General features: G+C 70.5%; 20 protein-coding genes. 8 read left to right on the top strand and 12 right to left on the bottom strand.

Going from position 1 to position 21,903, the window contains the following annotated elements; translation table 11 throughout:
• Positions 1-32 precede the first annotated feature (32 nt).
• Positions 33-272 carry a hypothetical protein gene (locus tag ACFYWS_RS37280; RefSeq protein WP_389283905.1) on the top strand — a complete coding sequence of 80 codons (240 nt, stop codon included), beginning with the start codon at positions 33-35 and terminating at the stop codon, positions 270-272.
• 140 nt (positions 273-412) lie between these two features.
• Entirely contained in the window at positions 413-1,165 is a 753-nt protein-coding gene (locus ACFYWS_RS37275) for an SRPBCC domain-containing protein (protein ID WP_389283904.1), read from the top strand.
• A 23-nt stretch (positions 1,166-1,188) separates the two neighbouring features.
• Here ACFYWS_RS37275 and ACFYWS_RS37270 read toward each other — a convergent pair whose 3' ends face one another.
• Positions 1,189-3,030 (bottom strand): endonuclease/exonuclease/phosphatase family protein, encoded by a 1,842-nt coding sequence (locus tag ACFYWS_RS37270; protein ID WP_389283902.1) that lies wholly within the window; start codon positions 3,028-3,030, stop codon positions 1,189-1,191.
• A gap of 289 nt (positions 3,031-3,319) precedes the next feature.
• Between ACFYWS_RS37270 and ACFYWS_RS37265 the strand changes: the two genes are divergently transcribed.
• A complete protein-coding gene (locus tag ACFYWS_RS37265; RefSeq protein ID WP_389283900.1) occupies positions 3,320-4,756 on the top strand; it encodes a hypothetical protein in 1,437 nt (478 codons plus the stop codon).
• 154 nt (positions 4,757-4,910) lie between these two features.
• Here ACFYWS_RS37265 and ACFYWS_RS37260 read toward each other — a convergent pair whose 3' ends face one another.
• From ACFYWS_RS37260 to ACFYWS_RS37245, 4 genes are all read right to left on the bottom strand, one after another.
• Positions 4,911-5,357, bottom strand: a complete 447-nt coding sequence (locus tag ACFYWS_RS37260; protein WP_389283898.1) for a hypothetical protein — start codon at positions 5,355-5,357, stop codon at positions 4,911-4,913.
• Between the two features lie 11 nt (positions 5,358-5,368).
• Complete coding sequence (locus ACFYWS_RS37255) at positions 5,369-6,526, bottom strand: hypothetical protein (protein ID WP_389283897.1); 1,158 nt, start codon at positions 6,524-6,526, stop codon at positions 5,369-5,371.
• 50 nt (positions 6,527-6,576) lie between these two features.
• Positions 6,577-6,816: a hypothetical protein gene (locus tag ACFYWS_RS37250; protein WP_389283896.1), complete on the bottom strand. Its 240-nt coding sequence runs from the start codon at positions 6,814-6,816 to the stop codon at positions 6,577-6,579.
• A gap of 175 nt (positions 6,817-6,991) precedes the next feature.
• Entirely contained in the window at positions 6,992-7,747 is a 756-nt protein-coding gene (locus ACFYWS_RS37245; RefSeq protein WP_389283947.1) for an SDR family NAD(P)-dependent oxidoreductase, read from the bottom strand.
• 134 nt (positions 7,748-7,881) lie between these two features.
• Between ACFYWS_RS37245 and ACFYWS_RS37240 the strand changes: the two genes are divergently transcribed.
• A complete protein-coding gene (locus ACFYWS_RS37240) occupies positions 7,882-9,321 on the top strand; it encodes an alkaline phosphatase PhoX (protein ID WP_389283895.1) in 1,440 nt (479 codons plus the stop codon).
• Between the two features lie 4 nt (positions 9,322-9,325).
• Here the strand turns inward: ACFYWS_RS37240 and ACFYWS_RS37235 are convergent, their stop codons facing one another.
• Positions 9,326-10,819, bottom strand: a complete 1,494-nt coding sequence (locus tag ACFYWS_RS37235; protein WP_389283945.1) for an amino acid permease — start codon at positions 10,817-10,819, stop codon at positions 9,326-9,328.
• Positions 10,820-10,964: 145 nt separating this feature from the next.
• Here ACFYWS_RS37235 and ACFYWS_RS37230 point away from each other — a divergent pair, with 145 nt between their 5' ends.
• Both ACFYWS_RS37230 and ACFYWS_RS37225 read left to right on the top strand, forming a co-directional pair.
• Positions 10,965-12,206 (top strand): TerD family protein, encoded by a 1,242-nt coding sequence (locus ACFYWS_RS37230; protein ID WP_389283943.1) that lies wholly within the window; start codon positions 10,965-10,967, stop codon positions 12,204-12,206.
• Between the two features lie 242 nt (positions 12,207-12,448).
• Complete coding sequence (locus tag ACFYWS_RS37225) at positions 12,449-13,396, top strand: PRC and DUF2382 domain-containing protein (RefSeq protein ID WP_389283894.1); 948 nt, start codon at positions 12,449-12,451, stop codon at positions 13,394-13,396.
• Between the two features lie 54 nt (positions 13,397-13,450).
• Here the strand turns inward: ACFYWS_RS37225 and ACFYWS_RS37220 are convergent, their stop codons facing one another.
• The 6 genes from ACFYWS_RS37220 to ACFYWS_RS37195 all read right to left on the bottom strand — a co-directional run bounded on the left by ACFYWS_RS37220 (position 13,451) and on the right by ACFYWS_RS37195 (position 19,480).
• Positions 13,451-14,440, bottom strand: a complete 990-nt coding sequence (locus ACFYWS_RS37220; RefSeq protein ID WP_389283892.1) for a zinc-dependent alcohol dehydrogenase family protein — start codon at positions 14,438-14,440, stop codon at positions 13,451-13,453.
• Complete coding sequence (locus ACFYWS_RS37215; protein ID WP_389283891.1) at positions 14,437-15,270, bottom strand: carbohydrate ABC transporter permease; 834 nt, start codon at positions 15,268-15,270, stop codon at positions 14,437-14,439. The genes ACFYWS_RS37220 and ACFYWS_RS37215 overlap by 4 nt, the downstream gene beginning before the upstream one ends.
• Positions 15,270-16,208: a carbohydrate ABC transporter permease gene (locus ACFYWS_RS37210; protein ID WP_389283889.1), complete on the bottom strand. Its 939-nt coding sequence runs from the start codon at positions 16,206-16,208 to the stop codon at positions 15,270-15,272. Before ACFYWS_RS37210 ends, ACFYWS_RS37215 begins: the two co-directional genes overlap by 1 nt.
• Entirely contained in the window at positions 16,205-17,578 is a 1,374-nt protein-coding gene (locus tag ACFYWS_RS37205; protein WP_389283887.1) for an ABC transporter substrate-binding protein, read from the bottom strand. The genes ACFYWS_RS37210 and ACFYWS_RS37205 overlap by 4 nt, the downstream gene beginning before the upstream one ends.
• A 25-nt stretch (positions 17,579-17,603) precedes the next feature.
• Complete coding sequence (locus ACFYWS_RS37200; protein WP_389283885.1) at positions 17,604-18,365, bottom strand: DeoR/GlpR family DNA-binding transcription regulator; 762 nt, start codon at positions 18,363-18,365, stop codon at positions 17,604-17,606.
• Positions 18,366-18,634: 269 nt separating this feature from the next.
• Positions 18,635-19,480 carry an NAD-dependent epimerase/dehydratase family protein gene (locus ACFYWS_RS37195; protein ID WP_389283884.1) on the bottom strand — a complete coding sequence of 282 codons (846 nt, stop codon included), beginning with the start codon at positions 19,478-19,480 and terminating at the stop codon, positions 18,635-18,637.
• A 215-nt stretch (positions 19,481-19,695) separates the two neighbouring features.
• Between ACFYWS_RS37195 and ACFYWS_RS37190 the strand changes: the two genes are divergently transcribed.
• Together ACFYWS_RS37190 and ACFYWS_RS37185 are read left to right on the top strand one after the other, a co-directional pair.
• Positions 19,696-20,640: a 5-dehydro-4-deoxyglucarate dehydratase gene (locus tag ACFYWS_RS37190; protein ID WP_389283883.1), complete on the top strand. Its 945-nt coding sequence runs from the start codon at positions 19,696-19,698 to the stop codon at positions 20,638-20,640.
• Positions 20,637-21,797 carry a hypothetical protein gene (locus ACFYWS_RS37185; RefSeq protein WP_389283881.1) on the top strand — a complete coding sequence of 387 codons (1,161 nt, stop codon included), beginning with the start codon at positions 20,637-20,639 and terminating at the stop codon, positions 21,795-21,797. Before ACFYWS_RS37190 ends, ACFYWS_RS37185 begins: the two co-directional genes overlap by 4 nt.
• The last annotated feature ends 106 nt before the right edge of the window (positions 21,798-21,903 follow it).

Below are 21,903 nucleotides of genomic sequence, written 5' to 3'. Positions count from 1 at the left end.
GAAGATGCTGGTCCGTTCGCGAGGTGCGTGTGGTGCGAGACATGGTGATGGCGCTTGCCGCGCCGGCGGTGATGTGCGCGAGCGGGATCTACGCGGCGTGCGCCGTGTGGTGGCGGCGCAGGAACCCGGCGCCCGAACCCTGGTCGCAGGCCGGGCTCCGGCTCGCGGGGGACCGGGCGGTCGCCGTGGCCGAGGCCATAGTGGCCGACGAGCACGCGTTGCTCACGCAGGACACCGGCCCACGCCGAGTGGGAGAGCGGGCCCGGCCGTGATGCGGCGGCAGGGGCAGGGGAAGCTGTTCCGGTGCATGGACCGGCTCGTACCCGAAGCGGCGGAGCAGAGCTGACCCCGTTCGCCTGGACGGAGGGCGGGTTCCGGGGGACCGTGGTGCCATGCGACGAAGTCGGCGGTCATGAGCGGGGCCAGCGGCGGCGGAAAGCCGTTCGAGATCCCGCGCGAGTTCGAGGTCGGCGTCGGCCCCCAGCAGGTGTGGGACGCCGTCACCAAGGGGTCCGGCGGCTGGCTGTGGCCCATGGAGTACGAGCCCAAGGAGGGCGGCGAGGGCCCCTTCCACTCCGTGCTGACCGCGTGGGACCCGCCGCGCAGGCTCACCATCCGCTCCGACGACCCGGCCGCCCTGCCGCCCGGCCAGCCGCTCAACCAGATCGACTGGACCATCGAGCCGCGCGACGGCGGCAGCAGGTCCCGGGTCCGCTACGTCCACAGCGGCGTCTTCACCGAGAGCTGGGACGACCTCTACGACGGCGCCGACAAGCACACCGACTTCTACCTGCACACGCTGCGCCAGTACGTGACGCACTTCGCGGGCCGCCCGATCGCCTTCGCCACGCTCGACGGGCCCGGCGCCTCCGCGAACCGTGAGGCGCTCACCGCCGTCGGCCGGGCGCTCGGCCTGCCCGCCGACGCGACGGAGGGCGCGCGGGTCCGCGTCCAGGGCCCGGCCGGACAGGCCCTGGACGCCGTGCTCGACTACCGCGACGCCTATTTCATCGGCCTGCGCACCGAGGACGCCCTGTACCGCTTCTTCGGCCGCGGCCACTGGGGCGCGGCCGTCGGCGTCAGCGTGCACGACTTCGCGCCGGACGCGGATGCCGAGCGGAACGAGGCAGAGTGGGGCGACTGGCTGGCGCAGGTCTTCGCCTGAGTCTCCGTCCCTGACCCGAAGGCTCAGGGACGCAAGCGCAGCACCTGCGGGTCGTGATCGCTGATCTGGTCGTGGAACTCGCTGTTGATGTGCACGCTGTCGTACGCGAACGCGTCCTTCGCCACGATCGACGGGCTGATCAGGATCTGGTCGAGGACCTGACTGTTGCCCTGGTAGTCATACGTATAACGCTCGTGCTTCGGCAGGGACTTGATCGCCGACCAGAGCGCGCCGCCCGCCTCCAGGCGCCGCGTCGTGCCGGAGAACTCGAAGTCGTTGATGTCGCCGAGCGTGATCACGTCCGCGTCCGGCTGCGCCTTCAGGATGTCCTTGGCGAAGGCGTTCACCACCGTCGCCTGCGCGTGCCGCTGCGTCTCCGAGGAGCGTGCGGGCGGCTGGTACTGGGAGGTCAGGCCCTGGTCGCCGCCCTTGGACGCGAAGTGGTTGGCGATCACGAAGACCGGCTTGCCGCGGAACGTGAACTCGCCGGCCAGCGGCTTGCGGCTGTTCGCCCACGCGTCGTCGCCGGGCGCCACGCGGCCGGGCGACGCGGTGAGCGCCGCCTTGCCGTTCGTGCTGGTCACGCCCACCGGCGTCGTGGCGTCGCCACCAGGGCGGTCGGTGAAGGACACGCGGTCCGGGTTGAACAGGAAGACCTGGCGGATGTTGCCGCCGGGCTCGCCGCCGTCCTTGTTGTTCTCCGGGTCGATCGAACGCCAGTCGTAGCGGGGGCCGCCCGCGGCGACGATCGCGTCGATCAGCTTGCGCATCGTCGCGCCGGCGGCGACCGTCCCGTCGTTCTTCGCGCCGTTGTCGTCCTGGATCTCCTCCAGGGACACGATGTCGGGCGAGCGCAGATGGTCGACGATCGCGGCCGCGTGCGCGTCGAAGGTGGCGTCGGACGGATCGAGGTTCTCCACGTTGTACGTCGCCACGGCCAGCTCGCCCGACTTCTGCGCGCGCGTCGTCTCACGCTCCGTGCCGGACTGCTTCAGGGCCCCCAACTCCCGTGCCACCAGCGTGTATCCGCCGTACTGGTTGAAGTCGAGCGGGCCCTCGGTGGAGCCGGTCAGGACGTCGCCGACGTCGGCCGCGGGGAAGTCCGCGAGCGCGCCGAGCGACTGGATCTGCAGGCGCCCGCCGTTCTGGTCCTCGTACGAGGCGTAGCGGGTGCCGCCGCGTTTGGTGCGGTTCTCGTGCGGCTTCACCGTGACCCACAGCTCGCCGTACGCGTCGGACGCGGTGACGACCCGCGAGGAGCCGACGCGTACGTTCTGGCCCTCCAGGGACTCGTAGTAGTCGAGGGCGTACGCCCTGGGGCGCAGCGGCAGCTTGTTGACCGAGCCGTTCGCCGCCGGGTCGCCCTGCGGCGCGTACGCGCCGGGGACGGACTTGGCGCTGATCGTGGTGACCGGCACCGGGTTGCCCGACGAGTTCACGGTCACGGTCGGCTTCGTCAGCTCGGTGAGCGACTGGTTGCCGGACGAGGCCCCGCCGGGCACGTACTCGGTGACCGTCCCGGAGACGGTGACGGCGTCCCCTGCCTTCACGGTGGGAGTGGAACTCGTGAAGACGAAGACACCCTCGCTGGTGGCGCGGTCGGTGTCGGGCCTGGTGTCCTGGAACCAGAAGCCGCGGGACGAGCCGTACGCTCTGACGCCCGTCACCACCCCCGTCACGCCAGTGACCTGCTGTCCGGAGAGCGGGGATATGCGGGTGGCGCCCTGGATGTCGTGGATCGAGACGCCGGCGGCCGCGGCCGGGTGGGCGGGGACCGTGGCGAGGGTGCCGGACACCGCGGCGCAGGCGACGGCCAGTGCGGCGAGGCGCGACCGGGAGAACGTGTGGGACGTCGAACTGGACAACGGATCCTCCGGAGACGTGCGGCCGGCGAGTGCCGGGACGTGGTGGCGGAGCGGGACCTGGGACGGCGGGAGCGGTGTGGCGCGCGCAGGGCACCCCCGTACGCCCCCGTGTACTTCTACGCGCGTCAATTTCCGTCCTGCGCCCGCGAGTTGTCAAGGTTCCGGGGATGTCGGGGACATGAGGGGAAGCCGACCGGTCCATGAACCCGGCAGCATGGGTGTAAATCCGTCTAGGCTGGGCGGTCGCAACGTAGGCCTTTCATGTACGTCCCCCGAGGAGAACCAGCCGATGTCAGACAGCTCCCCCCTGCCGCCGGTGCGGCTGCCCGCCGAAGCGGAGCTGGCGCGGGACGCCCTTGCCGCCCCCCTCCTCGCCCGCGCGGTGAAGCTCGCCCGCTGGGCAGGGCCCGGGACCCGCGTCGGCGCGGGCGGTGAACTCGTCGAGGAGCAGCTGCCCGCCGCCGCGGAAGAGCTTGCGCTCACCGCTGACGAGGACGGTGCCGCGTACGCGAGCGAGGCCTGGCGCATCGCCGTCGACACGGGCCTCGTGGACGTCGTCGACGAGGAGGAGGGCACCGTCACCGTCGGCGAGGAGCTCGGCACGCTCACCTCCGGCGGCCCCTCCGACGTGCTCACGGTGTGGCTGGGTGCGCTCGACACCGTGCTCGCCGACGCGAGCGTGCCCGACCTCGACGACCTGGTCGGAGCCATGGAGGAGGGCGGCGAGATCGACTTCTCGCAGCTCGACTGGGACCCCGAGGCGGAGTCCGAGTTCCTGGAGGGCGTGCTCGGCAACCTGTATCTGCTGACCGTCAGCGAGGGCGGCGCCGGCGAGGAGGCCGTGCCGCTGCCCGCGCTCGCCGCGTCGATGATCGTGCCCGACGACATGGGCGAGCCGACCGACGACGTGCTGGAGCAGGTCTCGGACGCGATGATGCGGCTCGACGACCAGTTCCGGCTGCTCGACCCGATCGGCCTCGTGGAGTTCCAGCCGGTCGACGAGGCGCTCATGGCCGACCCCGACGAGTCGGCCGCGGCCCCCGACGACGCCGACGAGTCCGATGTCTCCCGCTACGGGATGGTGCGGCTCACCCCGCTCGGCCTGTACGGCGTCCGGGCCCGGATGCTCGACGCGGGCCTGGACGCCCCGGCCGTCGGCGACCTCGCCGACAAGGGCGCCGACGCGTTGCTCGAAGGCACCACCTCCTTCCCCGAGGCCGCCGCGCAGGTCGAGATCGAGCAGTGGCTCGCGCGGCGCGAACCGCTCGCCGCGGCCGGTGAGTTGCTGGGTGCGGCGCGCGGCGCCGACGTGTGGGCGCCGCTGCGGCGGCTGCGCTGCCAGCAGGCGCTGTCGCTGGTCGGCGCGGAGGCAGAGCCAGCGCTGCGTGAGGTGCTCGACGACGCGGAACTGGGTGGTCTGGCCCGGGTGTGGCTGGCCGAGCACGGGTTCGCGGATGTGCCGGCGCCGTCGCAGGACCTGGTGTTCTGGCTGACCGTCGACACGATTGCCGCGCAGCTTTCCATCGAGGGGAACTCGGAGGAGTTGCAGGCGCTGGTGGAGGGGCTCGCGGCGCAGCACAGTGGGTTCTTCGCGGCGGCTTGGCGGGTCGAACACCCGGCCACGGCGGATGTGTTGGAGGCGATGGGGCGGTTGCACCCCGACAAGAAGGTGGCCAAGGAGGCGCGTAAGGCGGCGTTCAAGGCGAGGTCCGCCAACGGGAGTTGATGTTGCGCGGCGCCGTGGTCGCGGTTGCGGGGCTCTGCCCCGGACCCCGCTGGCTCTCGTCCCAGAGCGGGGCTTGAATGGTGCGCATTCGCCGCCGGAGGCGCGCTTGATGGTGCGCGCCCGCGTCCCAAGACGCGGGCGCGCTCAAGCGCTGCTAGCAGAGATACCGCGTCGTGTGCTTGAACGATGAGGACGCGCCGTCGAAGCCGTACGTGCCGCGGTATGACGGTGGGTTCTGGAATTCGCCGACCACCGTGATCGTGGAGGCGCACGAACCCTGGCCCGCCCGCTTCGCGTCCAGGCGGATGGTGTCACCGATGAAGCCGCCCGTGATGTCCCACGGCGCCCCGCAGATGCCCGACGTGATCTGGCCGCCGGTCACCACGAAGGGGTGCGTGTTCGGGTTTATCTTCGCGGTGATGGCGAAGGTGACCGAGCCGTTGTTCAACTCCAGCTTGCAGTCGACCGTCAGCGCCTCCGCGGACACCCCGCGCTGCGCGGCGAACGCCTCGTCGCGGGTCTTGACCTCCGCGCCCTGCGGGTTGTGGAAGCGGTGTTCCGCGCGGGCCTGGCCCTTGCCCTTGCGTGACTGAGTGGTCATGACGTCACCTCCTATGCCAGCTGCTCGGAGATCTCGACGCGCAGCAGGGTGCGCACGTTCTCGATGTGGTTCTCGACCGTGACCGTCGTCGACCCGGCGAACAGCAGGCCGACCGCCACGTTGTCGTAGGACGTGACCAGGGACCCGGAGTCGCCGCCTGCCGACATGGCCGTGGTGAGGATCTGGTCCTTGAAGCGGGCCGTGCCCGCCGTGCCGTAGTTGACGTCGATCGTGGCGTCGACCGAGATGATCCGGCCGAAGGACACGTTCGTCGTGCGGCCCGTCTTCTTCACGAGGTCGCCGACCGCGACGTTCGCCTTGCGGCGCCAGGCGCGCGGTGCCCCGCTGAAGTACTGCTCGCGCGTGGCCTCCTGGAACGGGACCTCGCCGAGCGCCGCGTCGACCACGTTGTTCTGGCGTTCCAGCGGCGTCTGCGGGGCGAACTGGATGGTGATGAAGCGGGACAGCGTGGCGATGCGGTCCGCGGGGTCCGTGCCGCCGTCGAACCGGCCGGGCTGCACGATGGCGCTGCCCAGCTGGGCCCGGTTGGAGTCGGCGAGGACGTGGTTGTTGGAGAGGATGTAGAACTTCGCCGGTGTGCCGAGGCCCGGTCCCGGCGGGTCCACCGTGGCGCCCGGCAGGAAGTCGTAGACGACGCTGCCGAGAGTGCCCGCGGTGATGACGACGTTGCCGACCGAGAAGCCGGAGGGGCACGGTCGCATCCGGCGTACGAGCTGCTGCGGCTCGAACGCGCCGAGCCCGCCGAGCTCTTCGAGCAACGGCTGGCCGGCGCCGGACAGTTGCTGGGTGATGCCGCCGTCGGGGCCGTAGGTGACGCCCTCTTCGGAGCGGGCTCCGGAGGGGCGGCTCTGCCGGCGCTGGGCGGAGATGTGGCCGACGGCCACGATGTCGGTCGGGGTGCCGTCGTCCATCTGACGCGGGATCACATCCCGTTCAGGCAACAGAGATTCGGGTACCTTCTGGGTCACGAAGACGAGGACGGCCTCCTCGCCCGTCGGCTCGCCGTTCGACCATTTCACGCCGTGGCCGAAGCCGACCACATTGGCGAGGGGCGCCTCGCGCCGCAGGAAGTCACTGGTCGCTTGCTGCCGGGAGCTGTCGCTGAGCTGCCCTCCGGCGGGTCCGCGCATCAATTCGGGCTGGCGCACGCCAGACCACCTCTATTCCCCTGACTTGCCGCTGAAGTGCGGGGGACCCCTCACCGCTCGTCGTTCTGGGCGTGCACGTCGCCGATCGCGAGCACACGCACCGGTACCCCGTCGAGCGCTTCGGGGATGACATCCTCCGCACGGAGCCGGTCGCGGGGCACTTTGCGGGACACGAAGACGACGATGACGTCCTCGCCCGAGTGCTCGTCCTTCCCGGTTCCGACTCCGGTGACATTGGCCAGCCTCATCAGCCGGCTCTCATGGAGGCCGCGCGCCTGGCGTACGTCCATCGGCTCGCCACCCTCCGACCTTCGAACGGTCTGCTGCCGTCTGTCTATTGCCGCACGGGGGGCCGGTCAAGGAGGTCCGCGCGAAATCATGGGTTTGGGGGTGAGATGTGTCTGTTGACCTTCTTTACGAAGATTCGGCCGACCCTTGGGAGAGTTCCGGCGGACGCGTTCCGGGTCACGTACGCAGGTACGAAGCGCCGTTCAGGTCGAGGACCGTGCCGGAGGCCCACTGCGCGGCCGGCGAGGCGAGCCACAGGACGGCCTCGGCGATCTCCTCGGCCGACGCCACACGGCCGAACGGGCTCTGCGCGCGCACCTCGTCGGTCAGCCGGTGCGCCACCCGCTCCGTCTCGATGAAGCCCGGCGCGACCGACGCCACCCCGATCCCGTGCGGCGCGAGCGCCACCGCGAGGGACTGGCCGAGCGCGTGCACGGCCGCCTTCGTCGCCCCGTACGCCGGGTGGTCGGGCTCGCCCTTGAACGCGCCGCGCGAGCCGATGTTGACGATGCGGCCCGCCGTGCCCTGCCCGATCATGCGCTGCGCGGCGAGGTGGCTGAGGTTCGCGGTGCCGAGCAGATTCACGGAGACGTGGCTCTGCCAGAGCCGGGCCCACTCCTCGTACGAGGTGGTGGCCGGCGGGTGCGGCAGGTTGACGGCCGCGTTGTTGACCAGGACGTCGAGGCCGCCGAGGCCCTCGGCCGCGCGCCCGGCGATCGACGCCGCGCCCTCGGGGTCGGAGACGTCCCCGCCGACGAGGACATGCCCCTCGCCCTCCAGGGAGTCGAGCGTGACGCGGGCCTCCGCCTCCCGGGAGCCGTAGTGCACTGCCACCCGGTCGCCGTTCGCCGCGAAGGCGCGGGCGAGTGCCCGGCCGAGACCGCGCGAGGCCCCGGAGACGAGGACGCGGCGGCCGGACGGCGGCAGGTTCACGGAATTCACAGAAGTCACGGCTAAGGGCCCCTCGACGTCGGACGGTGTTCAACCGCCGTTTATACGCGAGCGAGAACGTATGGCCGAAAACAGGGCCCGTTCACTCTCATCGATCATTACGGGAGACAGCCAGCATGTCGCTCACTCGCAGGGACTTCACCAGACGATCCGCGGCCACCGGCGCCGGCATCGCACTCGCCGGGTCCGTCGGCTCCCTGGCCACCGCACCGAACGCCCTCGCGGCCACCGACGACGCCTCCGTCGAGGTCCTCAAGGGCAAGGACAGGGGCGTCGGTTACGGCCCGCTGGTCGACGACCCCGACGGCATCCTCGCCCTGCCCGAGGGCTTCTCGTACAAGGTCATCACGTACTGCGGGAAGACCAAGCTGGAGTCCGGCGAGTTCACGCCCTCCAACCACGACGGCACCGCCACCTTCGCGGGCCCGCGCGGCGCCACGCTGCTCGTCAACAACCACGAGCTGGCCGGCGCCCGCGCCGACTGGCCGCACCCGGTGCCGCTGACCGAGGGGCTCGTCTACGACCCGATGGCGGCCGGCGGCTGCACCGTCGTCGAGGTGCGTCGCGGCGGCGAGGTCGCCGAGTGGGTCGGCATCGCCGGCACGGCCACCAACTGCGCGGGCGGCCACACCCCGTGGAACACCTGGCTGACCTGCGAGGAGACCGAGGACAAGGCCGGCAAGAACGGCTTCACCAAGGACCACGGCTACGTCTTCGAGGTCGACCCGGCCGACCGTCGCGCCAACAGGGCCCCCAAGCCCATCAAGGCGTTCGGCCGCTACGCCCACGAGGCCGTCGTCATCGACCCCAAGCGCGGCCACGCGTACCTCACCGAGGACGCCTCGGGTCCCAACGGCCTGTTCTACCGCTGGGTTCCGCCGAAGGGCTTCGAGCACGGCCGCGGCAAGCTGCGCCACCTCGCCGACGACGCGGGCGTGCTGCAGGCCGCCAAGTGCTTCGACTCCGGCGGCCGGTTCGTCGACGACCTGGCGCGCGCCACGAAGATCGGCACGACGTACGGCGTGGACTGGGCGGACGTGCCCGACCGTGATGCCAGGTCCGTCTCCACGCGCAAGCAGTTCAAGGACGGCGAGATCACCCGCGCCCGCAAGCTGGAGGGCATGTGGTGGGGCGACGGCGGCGCCTACGTCGTCTCCTCGTTCGCCCGTGAGGAGAGCCCCGCCCCGCACGACGGGCAGGTCTGGTTCTACGACCCCAAGCGCCGCACCCTCACCCTGAAGGTGCTGCTCGGCGTGAACCCGGACCCGTCGAAGGACGGCGCCCTCGACGGGCCGGACAATGTCACCGTCTCCCCGTACGGCGGTCTGGTCATCTCCGAGGACGGCGAGGGCATCCAGCACCTGTTCGGGGCGACCGAGCGCGGCCGTACGTACCCGATCGCGCGCAACGACCTCAACATCGGCACCGAGGCGGAGCCGGAGTACAGCGAGATGACAGGCGTGACCTTCTCGCCCGACGGCTCGACCCTCTACGCCAACATCCAGAACCCCGGCATCCTGCTGGCCATCAAGGGCCCCTGGAAGCGCCAGCGCTGAGCGGTCACTCGAGCGGGTCCACCGGCGGTGCCTCGCGCTCCGCTGCGATCCGGTGGACCCGCCCCCGCACCGCGTACCAGCCGATCGTCAGACACACCGCGATCGGGACCAGCATCAGCACCGTGTCACGGCCCGCGCCGTCCTTGTCGAACCACATCATCACGACCACGGCGAGCAGGAACGCGATCGTCGTCAGCTCGATCCACGGCGAGGCCCACAGCCGGAACGCGGGCCGGTGCACCACGCCCTCCCGCGCCCGCCGCACGAACACCAGGTGACAGAGCATGATCATGCACCAGGTGGAGATGACGCCGAGCGAGGAGACGTTCGTGACGATGGCGAACGCGTCCTGTGGCAACCACGCGTTGAGCGCGACCCCGAACAGCGCCACCGTCGCCGTCAGCAGGATCCCGCCGTACGGGACGTGGCTGCCGCTCATCCGGGCCGTGAACGAGGGGGCCGAGCCCGCCATCGACATCGAGCGCAGAATGCGTCCGGTGGTGTAGAGCCCGGAGTTGAGCGAAGACATCGCGGCGGTGAGCACGACCAGGTTCATGATGCCGCCGGCCGAGGGGATCCCGATCTTCGACAGGACCGTCACGAACGGGCTCTCGTTCGCCGAGTACGCCGTCCAGGGCAGCAGCATCGTCAGCATCACGACCGAGCCGACGTAGAAGATGCCGACACGCCACATGATCGAGTTCACGGCCTTCGGCACGACCTTCTCCGGCTCCGCGGTCTCACCCGCCGTCACACCGACCATCTCGACGGCCGCGTACGCGAAGACCACGGTCTGCGTGATGAGCACGACGGGCATGACGCCCAGCGGGAACCATCCGCCGTTGTCGCTGATGAGCGAGATGCCGGGGTCGTGATTCCCGTCCACGGGCTCCCCGGTCACCATGAAGAAGATCCCGATCAGCAGGAACAGCACCAGGGCCGCGACCTTCACGATGGCGAACCAGAACTCCATCTCACCGAAGCTCTTCACGGAGATCAGGTTGATGGTCAGCACGATCGCGAGGGCGACCGCGGCCAGCACCCACTGCGGGATCGTCGTGAACATCGACCAGTAGTGCACGTACAGGGCGACGGCGGTGATGTCGGCCATCCCGGCCGAGGACCAGTTCAGTACGTACATCCAGCCGGCCACGAACGCGCCCCGCTCGCCGAGGAACTCGCGCGCGTAGCTCACGAAGGAGCCGGACGAGGGCCGGTGCACGACCAGTTCACCCAGGGCCCGCACCACGAAGAAGGCGAACACGCCGCAGATCGCGTAGGCGAACGCGAGGGCCGGTCCCGCCTTGGCGAGGTTGCCGCCAGCACCGAGGAAGAGTCCCGTGCCGATCGCCCCACCGATCGCGATCATGCTGATGTGACGGGGCTTCAGGCTCTTGCTGTACCCGAGGTCACCGGCGTCGGCGACCCCCTCGGCGGTGATCGGGTCGTCCAGGTGGGGATCTTCCCCCGCCGGTCCGGTTTGGTGGCCTTTGTGCATGTTCACGACGGGCACTCTCGCAAATTAACCGCGCCGCGTCGCAGCTACGCGCCGCAGGCGTGCTGGGGCGAGAAAAGTCGGAAGCAAAAGTGCCGGGTAAGGGAACGGTAAAGCGGGGTCGATCGTTACCCCAGGCATGACCGCAATGACTCCCGGCTCGAACATCCCGCTCACCGTGCAGCGCGTGGCGGTTGACGTCACGGCGCCCGTGCGGCTCGATGTATCGGGCCTGCTGCTCACCGCCGACGGCAAGGTGCGCTCGGACGACGACTTCATCTTCTACAACCAGCCCTCGGGGCCCGGCGTGACGTACACGTCGGGCGGTGGCACCGCGCCGGACTCCATCACGGTGGACACGGCCGCCGTGCCGCCGGGCATCGAGAAGATCGTCGTCACCGCGAGCCCGGACGCCGAGGGCCAGTCGTTCCAGGGCATCGAGCCGACCGCCACGATCCGCGGCGCGGACGACGGCTCGGTCCTCGCCACGTTCACGCCGCCGCAGCTCGGTGCGGAGACGGCGCTGGTGGTCATGGAGGTGTACCTGAGGAACGGCGCGTGGAAGGCGCGCGCGGTGGGCCAGGGGTATACGAACGGGCTTGCGGGTATCGCCACGGACTTCGGTGTGTCGGTGGAGGAGCCGGCGGCCCCCGCCGCGACGCCGGCCGCGGCCCCGGCCCCGCAGGCTCCGCCCGCCCCGCCGGCCGCGATGCCCGCGCCGACGACGCCGCCGGTCGACCCGCGGATGGCTCCGCCGCCGCCCGCCGGTGCGGCGCCTGCCGCTGCCGCGCCCGCACCGGCGCCCGGCTCCGGCAAGATCAACCTCGACAAGGGCCGCGTCTCCCTCCAGAAGAACCAGACGGTGTCCCTGGTCAAGGGCGGCCAGCCGCTGCTCTCGCAGGTCAAGATGGGCCTCGGCTGGGAGCCCGCCTACCGCGGCAAGGACATCGACCTGGACGCGTCGGTCATCGCGTACGGGCCGCAGCGCAACCACGTCGACAGCTGCTACTTCGGCAAGCTCTCGATCGTCGGCGGCGCGATCAAGCACTCCGGCGACAACCTCACGGGCGAGGGCGGCGGTGACGACGAGGTGATCGTCGTGGACCTGGGCCGCATCCCGCAGGAGGTCACGGGCCTGGTCTTCACGGTGAACTCGTTCACGGGCCAGAAGTTCACCGAGGTCGCCAAGGCGTACTGCCGCCTCCTCGATGCGGCGACAGGTGAGGAACTGGTCCGCTTCGACCTCACGAACGCCGAGGCGCAGACGGGCGTGATGATGGCGAAGCTCATCAGGCAGTTCTCCGGCGAGTGGGAAATGACCGCGATCGGCGACTTCGTGAAGTCACGGACCGTGCGCGGCATGGTGAAGCCGGCGGCGAAGGTGCTGTAGGGGCACGCGGACTGTTGTGGACGGCAACAGTTCACCCGGATGGCGGTACTCGGCGTATTCGGCCGGGCTGTGCCCCGCGGCCCGCCGTGGGGCCCGCCACGGCCCTCCTGTCAGCAGTTCCGACTACGCCGAGTGAAGCCCCTTGTTGCGAACTCCCCAGGTCCAGCGCGCGATGGACCTGAGGCACATGGCCCAAGCGGCGGCCACAGGCCGCCTCCATGTCCCGAAGGGAGTGATCACGCATGACGCAGAGCGAGATCAACAACCCGGATGCCCTTGTCGGGCTCACGGCCTACGACCGCACCGGGGAAAAGATCGGCAGCGTCGAGCGGGTCTACCTCGATGACAGGACCGGCAACGCCGACTGGGTAACGGTCAAGACGGGCCTCTTCGGTATGAAGGAGACCTTTGTGCCGCTGCGGGGTGCCACGCACGACAGTGACCGGCTCAACGTGCGGTACACGAAGGAAGCGGTCAAGGACGCGCCGCGGGTGGACGCCGACCAGCATCTCGACGAGTCCGAGAAGAACGAGCTGTACACGCACTACGGCATGACGCGCCCGCCGGCGAGCCCGGCCGACAACCAGCCCCAGCGACCGGCCCAGACCGGCACAGGGGGGATGGGCACCGCGGGTGCGGCCGGCACGGCGGGTGCCGCGGGCGCGGCCGGAGTCGTGGGCGCCGGAGCCGGTTCCGGCGCCCGGTCGGACGCCGGGCGGCACGCGGGTGCCGGTGCACGGGAGCCGGCCATGCGTTCCGGTGCCGACACCGAGGGCGACCGCAAGGCCGACGAGATGATCCGCTCCGAGGAGCGCCTGCGCGTAGGCGTCGAGGAGCAGGAAGTCGGCCACGCGCACCTGCGCAAGACGGTGGAGACGGAGAACGTCACCACGTCGGTGCCCGTGTCCCACGAGGAGGTCCGCGTCGTGCGCGAACCGATCCGCGAGGGCGAAGGCGACCGGAAGGCCACCATCAGCGAGGCGGAGACCGAGGTGACGCTGCACGCGGAGCGTGCGGTCGTCCGCAAGGAGACCATCCCGGTCGAGCGTGTCCGGCTGGAGACCGAGAAGGTCACGGAGACGCAGGAGGTCTCCGACACCGTCCGTAAGGAGAAGATCGAGTACGACGACCCGAAGGACGAGAAGGGCATGCCCGGCGAGGGTCGAGGCCGTCGCGGGCCGCGTCACTGACCCCAGCAGGCAGCGTGCGGGCCCGGCCGAGAGGCGGGCCCGCACCGCCATGTGTCAGGGCACCACGACGATCTTCCGGCCCACGCCCGAGGCGAACTGGTCGAGCGCCTGCGGGTAGTTGTCGAGCGGCAGCCGGTCGCTGATGAAGACGGACGGGTCGAGGACGCCGCCCGCGAAGAGCTCCGCCGCCCGTTCGTAGCTGTGCAGGACCGCCATCGATCCGGTGATGGTGATCTCCTGGTTGTAGATGCGGTACGGGTCGATCGTCACGCGCGTCGCGTAGTCCGCGACGCCGAACTGGAGGAACGTGCCGGCCTTGGCGACGCGGCCGAGGCCGTCCTGGATCGCCGCCCCGTTGCCGGTCGCGTCGATGACGACGTCCCAGCCCGTCGGGCGGTCCAGCTCGTCCGGGTTCGCCGCCGACGCCGAGACACCGAGGCGCCGGGCCGTCGTCAGGCGGTCCGGGTTGAGGTCCACCACGTCGACGCTCGCCGCGCCGGTCCGCTTGGCCAGCTCCAGCATCATCAGGCCCATCGTCCCCGAGCCGTAGATCAGCACGTGCGAGCCGAGCCGCGACTGCAGCACGTCGTAGCCGCGCACCGCGCAGGACAGCGGCTCGATGAGCGCCGCGTCCTGGGTCTGTACGTGGTCGGGGAGCGGCACGCAGTTGGCGACCGGCGCGACGGCGTACTGGGCGGCCCCGCCCGCCGTCGACACCCCGATCGCCGCCCACCGCTCGCACAGGTTGCCCCGCCCGGCCCGGCAGTAGCGGCACTCGTGGCAGTGCAGGGAGGGGTCCACCGCCACCCGGTCGCCGACCCTCAACTCCGTGACGTCACGGCCCACTTCGGCCACCGTGCCCGCGAACTCGTGGCCCGGCACCACCGGCAGCGTAGGGGCGAACTCGCCTTGCAGGATGTGCAGATCGGTGCCGCAGAGCCCGCAGGCGGCGACTTCGACGATGACGTCGCGCGGGCCCGGTGTCGGGTCCGGCACCTCGCCGACGACGACCTTGCCCACCGATTCGACGATCGCGGCCTTCATTTCACAGCTCCCAACGACAGGCCCTGGACCAGCTTGTCCTGGGCGGCGAACCCTGCCGCGAGTACCGGCAGGGAGATCACGAGGGACGCGGCGCACACCTTCGCCAGGAACAGGCCCTGGCTGGTGATGAAGCCGGTCAGGAAGACGGGTGCGGTCTGGGCGACGACGCCGGTCAGCACCCGCGCGAAGAGGAGTTCGTTCCAGGAGAAGATGAAGCAGATCAGGGCGGTCGCCGCGATGCCGGGCAGCGCGATCGGGGCGACGACGCGGGTCAGGACCGTCGGCAGTCGCGCCCCGTCGATCTGCGCCGCCTCGATCACCGCGACCGGCACCTCCGCCAGGAACGACTGCATCATCCACACCGCGATCGGCAGGTTCATCGACGTGTAGAGGATGACCAGGAGCCAGATGTTGTCGAGGAGGCCGGTGTTCTTCGCGAAGAGGTAGATCGGGAGCAGGCCCGCCACCACCGGCAGCATCTTCGTGGAGAGGAAGAAGAAGAGGACGTCGGTCCACTTGCGGACCCGGCGGATCGACAGCGCGTACGCCGCCGGGAGCGCGAGCAGCAGGACGAGCAGCGTCGCGACGAGCGAGGCCACCGTCGAGTTGATGAGCGCGGGCCAGGGGCTCGCGCCGCCGTCCGCGCCGAAGAAGTCGCGGTAGCCGTCGAGGGTGAGCGAGGCGGCGAAGGAGGGCGGGTTGGTGGCCGCGTCCGCCTCCGAGTGGAAGGACGTCAGCGCCATCCAGGCGATCGGCAGGAAGAAGACGATGCCGGCCAGCCACGCGAGCAGACCAAGTCCCTTGCTGCGAAAGAAAGTTGACAGCGTCATCAGCGTGACACCTCCTCGCGGAACAGCGACGACACGACGCGCAGCGCGAACGTCGCGATGATGATCGATCCGATGACGACCAGGACGCCGGCCGCAGAGGCGAGACCGTTCTCGTGGGCCTGGTAGAAGGACTGGTAGACGGTGTACGGCAGGTTGGCGGTGCCGAGGCCGCCGGATGTGATGGTGAAGACGGCGTCGAAGTTCTGCACGATGTAGATCGAGCCGAGCAGCGCGCCCAGCTCCAGATACCTGCGCAGATGCGGCAGCGTGAGGTGGCGGAAGATCTGCCACGGGCCCGCGCCGTCCACGCGGGCGGCTTCGAGCTGTTCGGCGGAGCGTGACTGGAGGCCCGCGAGCAGGATCAGCATCATGAACGGCGTCCACTGCCAGACGAGGGAGAGCTCCACCGCGAGCAGCGGGGTGTTCGAGATCCAGTCGGGCTGGGGCCCGCCCACGTAGTGCAACAGGCCGTTGAGCAGCCCGTATTCGGGGTTGTAGAGGACGTGCTTCCACAGCAGCGCCGCGGCCACCGGGACGATCAGGAATGGCGCGATCAGCAGCGTACGGACCAGGCCGCGGCCCTTGAAGCGCCGGTCGAGCAGCAGCGCGAGGGCGAGGCCGAGCACCAGGCTCGTCACGACCACCGACGCCGTCAGGACGATCGTGGTCAGGACGGACTTGCGCAGGTCCGGGTCGGTGAGGACCTCGGAGTAGTTGCCGAGTCCGGTGAAGTGGCGGGCGTCCGGGTACAGCGCGTTCCAGTCGAAGAACGAGATCACGAGCGTGGCCACGAAGGGGAGTTGGGTGACCACGATCATGAAGACCAGGGCGGGGAGCAGCGGCGCGCGGGTCGCCCAGGCGCGCAGCCTGTTCGGGGTGTTCGCGGTAATCGGCGGGGGAGCGGTGCGGGGCGCGGGAGCGGTGGTCGTCGTGGTCATCGGCCCTCGTACTCCTTCGCGATCTCGGCGGCGAGCTTCTGGGACTTGGCCAGCGCCGAATCGACCGACTGGCGTCCGGCGACGGCCGCGCTGATCTCCTGCGAGACCTTGGTGCCGAGGTCGGTGAACTCGGGGATGCCGACGAACTGGATGCCGGGCGCGGGCCGCGGCTGCACACCCGGATCCTTCGGGCGCGCGCCCTCGATGGCCGCCTGCGTCTGGGCCTGGAAGGGGGCCGCCTCCTCGCGGTACTGCGGGATGTCGTACGTGGAGGCGCGCTTGCCGGCGGGCACGTTCGCCCAGCCGAACTGCTCGCCGACGAGCTTCTCGTACTCCTTGCCGGAGGCCCAGGAGATGAACTTCCAGGCCTTGTCCGGGTTGGGGGACGCCTTCTGAAGGCCCCACGCCCAGGTGTAGAGCCAGCCGCTCGACTTCGTCTTCTCGACGGGTGCGGAGACGTATCCGATCTTGCCCTTGACCGGTGACTTGGCCGCTTCGAGGGAGCCCGCGGCGGACGTCGCGTCGTACCACATGGCGGTCTTGCCCTGGGTGAGGTTGTTGAGGCACTCGGCGAAGCCGGACTGGGCGGCGCCGGACTGGCCGTGCTTGCGTACGAGGTCGACGTAGAACTCGGTGGCTTCCTTGAAGCCCTTGTCGTCGAGGCGGGCCTTCCAGTCCTTGTCGAACCAGGTGCCGCCGAAGGTGTTCACGACGGTGGTCAGCGGCGCCATCGACTCGCCCCAGCCGGGGAGGCCGCGCAGGCAGATGCCCTTCATGCCCTTCTCGGCGCCGTCGGCCTTCGCCGAGAGGTCCGCGACCTGCTGCCAGGTCGGGTGCGCGGGCATCTTGAGGCCCTTCTTCGCGAAGACGTCCTTGCGGTACATGAGGAAGGACGACTCGCCGTAGAACGGTTCGCCGTAGAGCTTCCCGTCGTCGCCGGTGAGCGACTCGCGCATGGGGGTGAGGATGTCCTTCTGGTCGAAGGCCTTGTCCTTGCTGACGTACGGGCCGAGCGAGCGCAGCCAGCCGTTGCGGGCGTAGATCGGGATCTCGTAGTTGGAGAGGGTCGCGACGTCGTACTGGCCCGCCTGGTTGGCGAAGTCCTGGCTGATCTTGTCGCGGACGTCGTTCTCCGGCAGCACCGTGAAGTTCACTTTGATGCCGGTCTCCCGCGTGAAGTGCTTCGCGGTGAGCTTCTGCAACTCGACCATCTGCGGGTTGTTGACCATCAGGACGTTGAGGGAGTCACCGCCGCTGCCGAGCCCGCCGGCGCCGGCCCAGCAGCCGGACAGGAGGGGGGTGAGCAGCGTCCCTGCGGCGGCCATCACGAGCAGGGGGCCCGGTGGCCTGCGTCGGCTCTGGGTTCGCATCGATGCTCCTGGAGTTGTGGGTGTGTCAGACGCGGATGACCTGCGGCCCCATCAGCGAGTAGCGGTGGGCCTCGGCCGCGGGCAGCTGGGTGCTGGTGACGATCGCCTCCAGGGCGCCCACCGGGGCGAAGCGGCAGAAGCTGATCGCGCCGAACTTGGTGTGCACACCCGCGAAGACCGTGCGCCGCGCGGCCCTGATGGCCTGCGACTTCACCTCGCTGACGGCCGGGTCGGGGGTGGTCAGGCCGTGGTCGCGGGAGATGCCGTTGGCGCCGATGAACGCGAGGTCGACGACGAACCCGGCGAGCATCTTCGCCGTCCAGTGGTCCACGGTCGCGAGCGTGCCCGGGCGGACCCGGCCGCCGAGCAGCAGCACGGTCGAGTTGGCGTTCTCGGCGAGCGTGCCCGCGGTGGCGAGGGAGGCGGTGACGACGGTCAACGGCCGCTCGCGCGGCAGCGCTTCGGCGATCAGCTGCGGAGTGAAGCCCTCGTCGACGAAGACGGTCTCGGCGTCGCCGAGCAGATCCGCGGCGGCCGTCGCGATCCGCCGTTTCTCCGGTACGTGCATCGTCGTGCGGAACGCCAGCGTCGTCTCGAACCCGGCGCTCTCCACCGGATACGCGCCGCCGTGCGTGCGCCGCACCAGGCCGTGGTCCTCCAGGGCCCGCAGATCGCGGCGCACGGTCTCCTTCGCGACGCCGAGCGCGGCCGCGAGCTCGTTGACGTCGACGGAGCCGGAGTGCCGCGCCGCCCGCACGATCTCCCGCTGTCGTTCCTCGGCGCTCATGCCCGCCGGCCTCCTGACGTACCGTCCTGCCCGTTCGGGCCCGGAAGGGCCCGCACCGGAAGTTTTACCGGGGGTACGACGAGGTGAACAGGCCTGTAGCGGGCCCGATGCGGCCCGTTCCCGCCCGTTTCGCGGGGCGTGCGGTCCGGCGCGGACCTGCGGGGGAGCGGGGGATCAGGTGGGTTCGGGCGGGGCGGATGTCCGAACAAGGCGGCGGGCGGGCCCGTTCGGTGCCCGCCCGCCTGGAAGTGCCGTGCTCGGTGCCGTGCTCAGTAGGGCCAGATCGGCGGGTCGTTGACGAAGCGGCCGCCCATGTACTGGTGCGCCGGGTTGTCGTCGCTGAGCGGGCCGTGCTCGGCCAGGAGCTTCTCCGCGTACACCTCCGAGTCGTCCTGCGGCTCGTAGCCGAGGGCGCGGGCGCTGGAGAGGTCCCACCACAGGCGGGTGTTGGCGGACGAGCCGTAGACGACGGTGTGGCCGACCTTCTCGGCGGTCAGCGCCGCGTGGAAGAGGCGGGCGCCGTCAGCGGGGCTCATCCACACCGACATCATGCGGACGTCCGTGGGCTCCTTGAAGCAGGAGCCGATCCGCACGGAGACGGTCTCGACGCCGTGCTTGTCCCAGTAGAACTGGGCGAGGTCCTCGCCGAACGACTTCGAAAGGCCGTAGTACGTGTCGGGGCGGCGCAGCGTCTCGACCGGGACCAGCGGTGCGCCGTCCTCCACGTGCGGGCGCGGCGTGTAGCCGATCGCGTGGTTGGAGGAGGCGAAGACGATACGCGGCGCCGTGCCGTCCTCGCGGGACACGGCCTCGTCGCGTACGGCCTCGTAGAGGTGGTACGCGCCCTTGATGTTCGAGTCGAGGATCTTCTCGAAGGTCGACTCCACGCTGATACCGGCGAGGTGCAGCACGGCGTCGACGCCGCGGACCGCCTCGCGCAGCGCGTCCGTGTCGTTGAGGTCGGCGATGATCGCGTCGGGCGCGTCCTCGACGGGGCGCACGTCGAGCAGGCGCAGCTCGTAGCCGTACTGGGGCAGCAGCTCGCGCATCAGGGTGCCGAGTCCGCCGGCCGCGCCGGTGAGCAGGATGGTGCGGGTTCGGGAGGGGACTGGCATGCGTGTGATCTCCGGGTGCGTGAGCGGCATTCACATTCATGGACACGCTATGAAGCCCCCGGGTGGCCAGTCAAGAGGCGTGCGTGCGAAGTGAGTTCGCGTGATTCGCGTGCTTGACCGGCCCGGAAGGGGCGTCCTACCGTGGCTTTGTTCAGAAATGTAAACGCGGATCACAAACGTGCACATCGTGCGATGTGTGCGCCCAGGGAGAACTCGTGACCCCAGTCCCTCTCGCCGCTCGCCTCAGTATCCCCAGCGGGCCGCTGTTCTTCCCCGTCACCGCCTACGGATCCGACGGGGCCGTGGACCTCGACACCTACCGCACCCATGTCCGGCGCGGCGTCGAGGCCGGGGCCGCCGCCGTGTTCGCCTGCTGCGGCACGGGGGAGTTCCACGCCCTCACGCCCGAGGAGTACGAGGCCTGCGTCGCGGCCGCGGTCGAGGCGACGGCGGGCCGGGTGCCCGTCGTCGCGGGCGCCGGATACGGCGCCGCGCTCGCCGTCCGCTACGCGCGCGCGGCCGAACGGGCGGGCGCGGACGGCCTGTTGGCGATGCCGCCCTATCTCGTCGTCGCCGGTCAGGAGGGGCTGCTGCGGCACTACTCCGAGCTGGCCGACGCGACCTCCCTCGACACGATCGTCTACCAGCGCGACAACGCGGTCTTCACCCCGGAGACGGTCGTCGCGCTCTCCCGCCACCCCAAGGTGATCGGCCTCAAGGACGGGCTCGGCGACCTGGACCTGATGCAGCGGACCGTGAGCGCCGTACGCACGGAGGGCGCGGCGGAGTTCCTCTACTTCAACGGCCTTCCCACCGCCGAACTCACCGGCCTCGCCTACCGCGGCATCGGCGTCACCCTCTACTCCTCCGCCGCCTTCGCCTTCGCACCCGAGCTCGCGCAGGCCTTCCACAAGGCGCTGAACGCGGGCGACGACACCACGGTGAACCGGCTCATCGACGGCTTCTACCGGCCCCTCGTCGAACTCCGCAACCAGGGGCGGGGGTACGCGGTCTCCCTCGTGAAGGCGGGGGTACGGCTCAGCGGGCTGGACGTCGGCGGGGTGCGGCCGCCGCTGCACGAGCCGCGCGAGGAACACATCGAGCGGCTCACCGAACTCATCGAGCGGAGCACCAAGTTGCTGGAAGGAATCGACGCATGAGGACCTCCACCTTCGTCTACCCCTGGGACGTCAACGGCGACCCGGACGCCGCCCGCCGCATCGCGGACCTCGGCGTCCAGCAGGTCACCCTCGCCGCCGCGTACCACTCCACGCGCGCGCTGACGCCCCGCCACCCGCGCCACCGGATCGTGACGGCGGAGCATGCCGCCGTGCTGTACCCCGTCGACCAACAACGTTGGCAGGGGCGGGAGTTGGCGCCGTACGAATCCGGGGACTGGGCCCCCGGTGACGCCTACGGAGAGGCTGCCGAGGCCCTCGCGGGCGCCGGGCTCGACGTCCACACGTGGGTCGTGCTCGCCCACAACTCCCGGATGGGCGCCGAGCATCCGCACACCTCCGTCGTCAACGCCTATGGAGACCGCTACCCCTGGGCGCCGTGCATCGCGCAGCCCGCCACGCGCGCGTATCTCGTCGACCTGGCCGCGGAGGCGGCGACGCGCCCCGGCGCGCGCGGCACCGAACTCGAATCGCTCGGCTGGTACGGCCTCGCGCATCTGCACGCCCACGACAAGACCGGCGGCGTCGGTCTCGGTGAGGCCGGGCAGTACCTGATGTCGCTGTGCTTCTGCGACACCTGCCGCGAGGGGTACGCCCAACAGGGCCTGGACCCTGTCGAGTTGGCGGTGTCCGTGCGGTCCGCCCTGGATCCCGTATGGCGGGGGGAGGTGACGGACGACGGCTGGGGGACGGTCGAGAAGCTGCTCGGCGCCGAGGTCGCGGCCGCCACGCGCGCGTACCGCGACACCACGGCCCGCACCCTCCAGGAGGCGGCCGTGACGGCGGTACGGGCCGCGGCCCCGGCCGGCTTCCAGGTGCTGCTGCACGCCGACCCGGCCTCGTACCACTGCGGCGCCAACGCCGGCGTCGACCCGGAGCACATCCTCTCCGTCGCCGACGGCGTCACCGTGCCCTGCACGGGCGGCGCGGACCTGGTGCGCCCGTTCGCGGAACAGGGCAGGGGTGTCGTCGCCGCGAACCTCACCGTCGTACGCGGCATGGGCGGCAGTCCGAGCACCCTCGCCCGGGACGCACGGGCCGCGCGCGACCTGGGCGCGACGCAGCTGCGGCTGTACCACGCGGGGCTCGCGTCGGACGGGGACCTGGAGGCGGTGGCGGGGGCGCTCGTGGAACTCTGATCAACGCCCCCGGGATGTATGGAAGTTGTGTGAACTTCTTTCGTCGGAAGCGTTGACGAAACAGGGCCGCCCTTCTAGCTTCAACGCGTCGTACTTCGTACGTCAT

Source organism: Streptomyces sp. NPDC002795, assembly GCF_042888725.1.
GTDB lineage: Bacteria > Actinomycetota > Actinomycetes > Streptomycetales > Streptomycetaceae > Streptomyces.
Note: the sequence above shows the minus strand (reverse complement) of the source record. Positions and strands in the feature narration are given on the sequence as shown.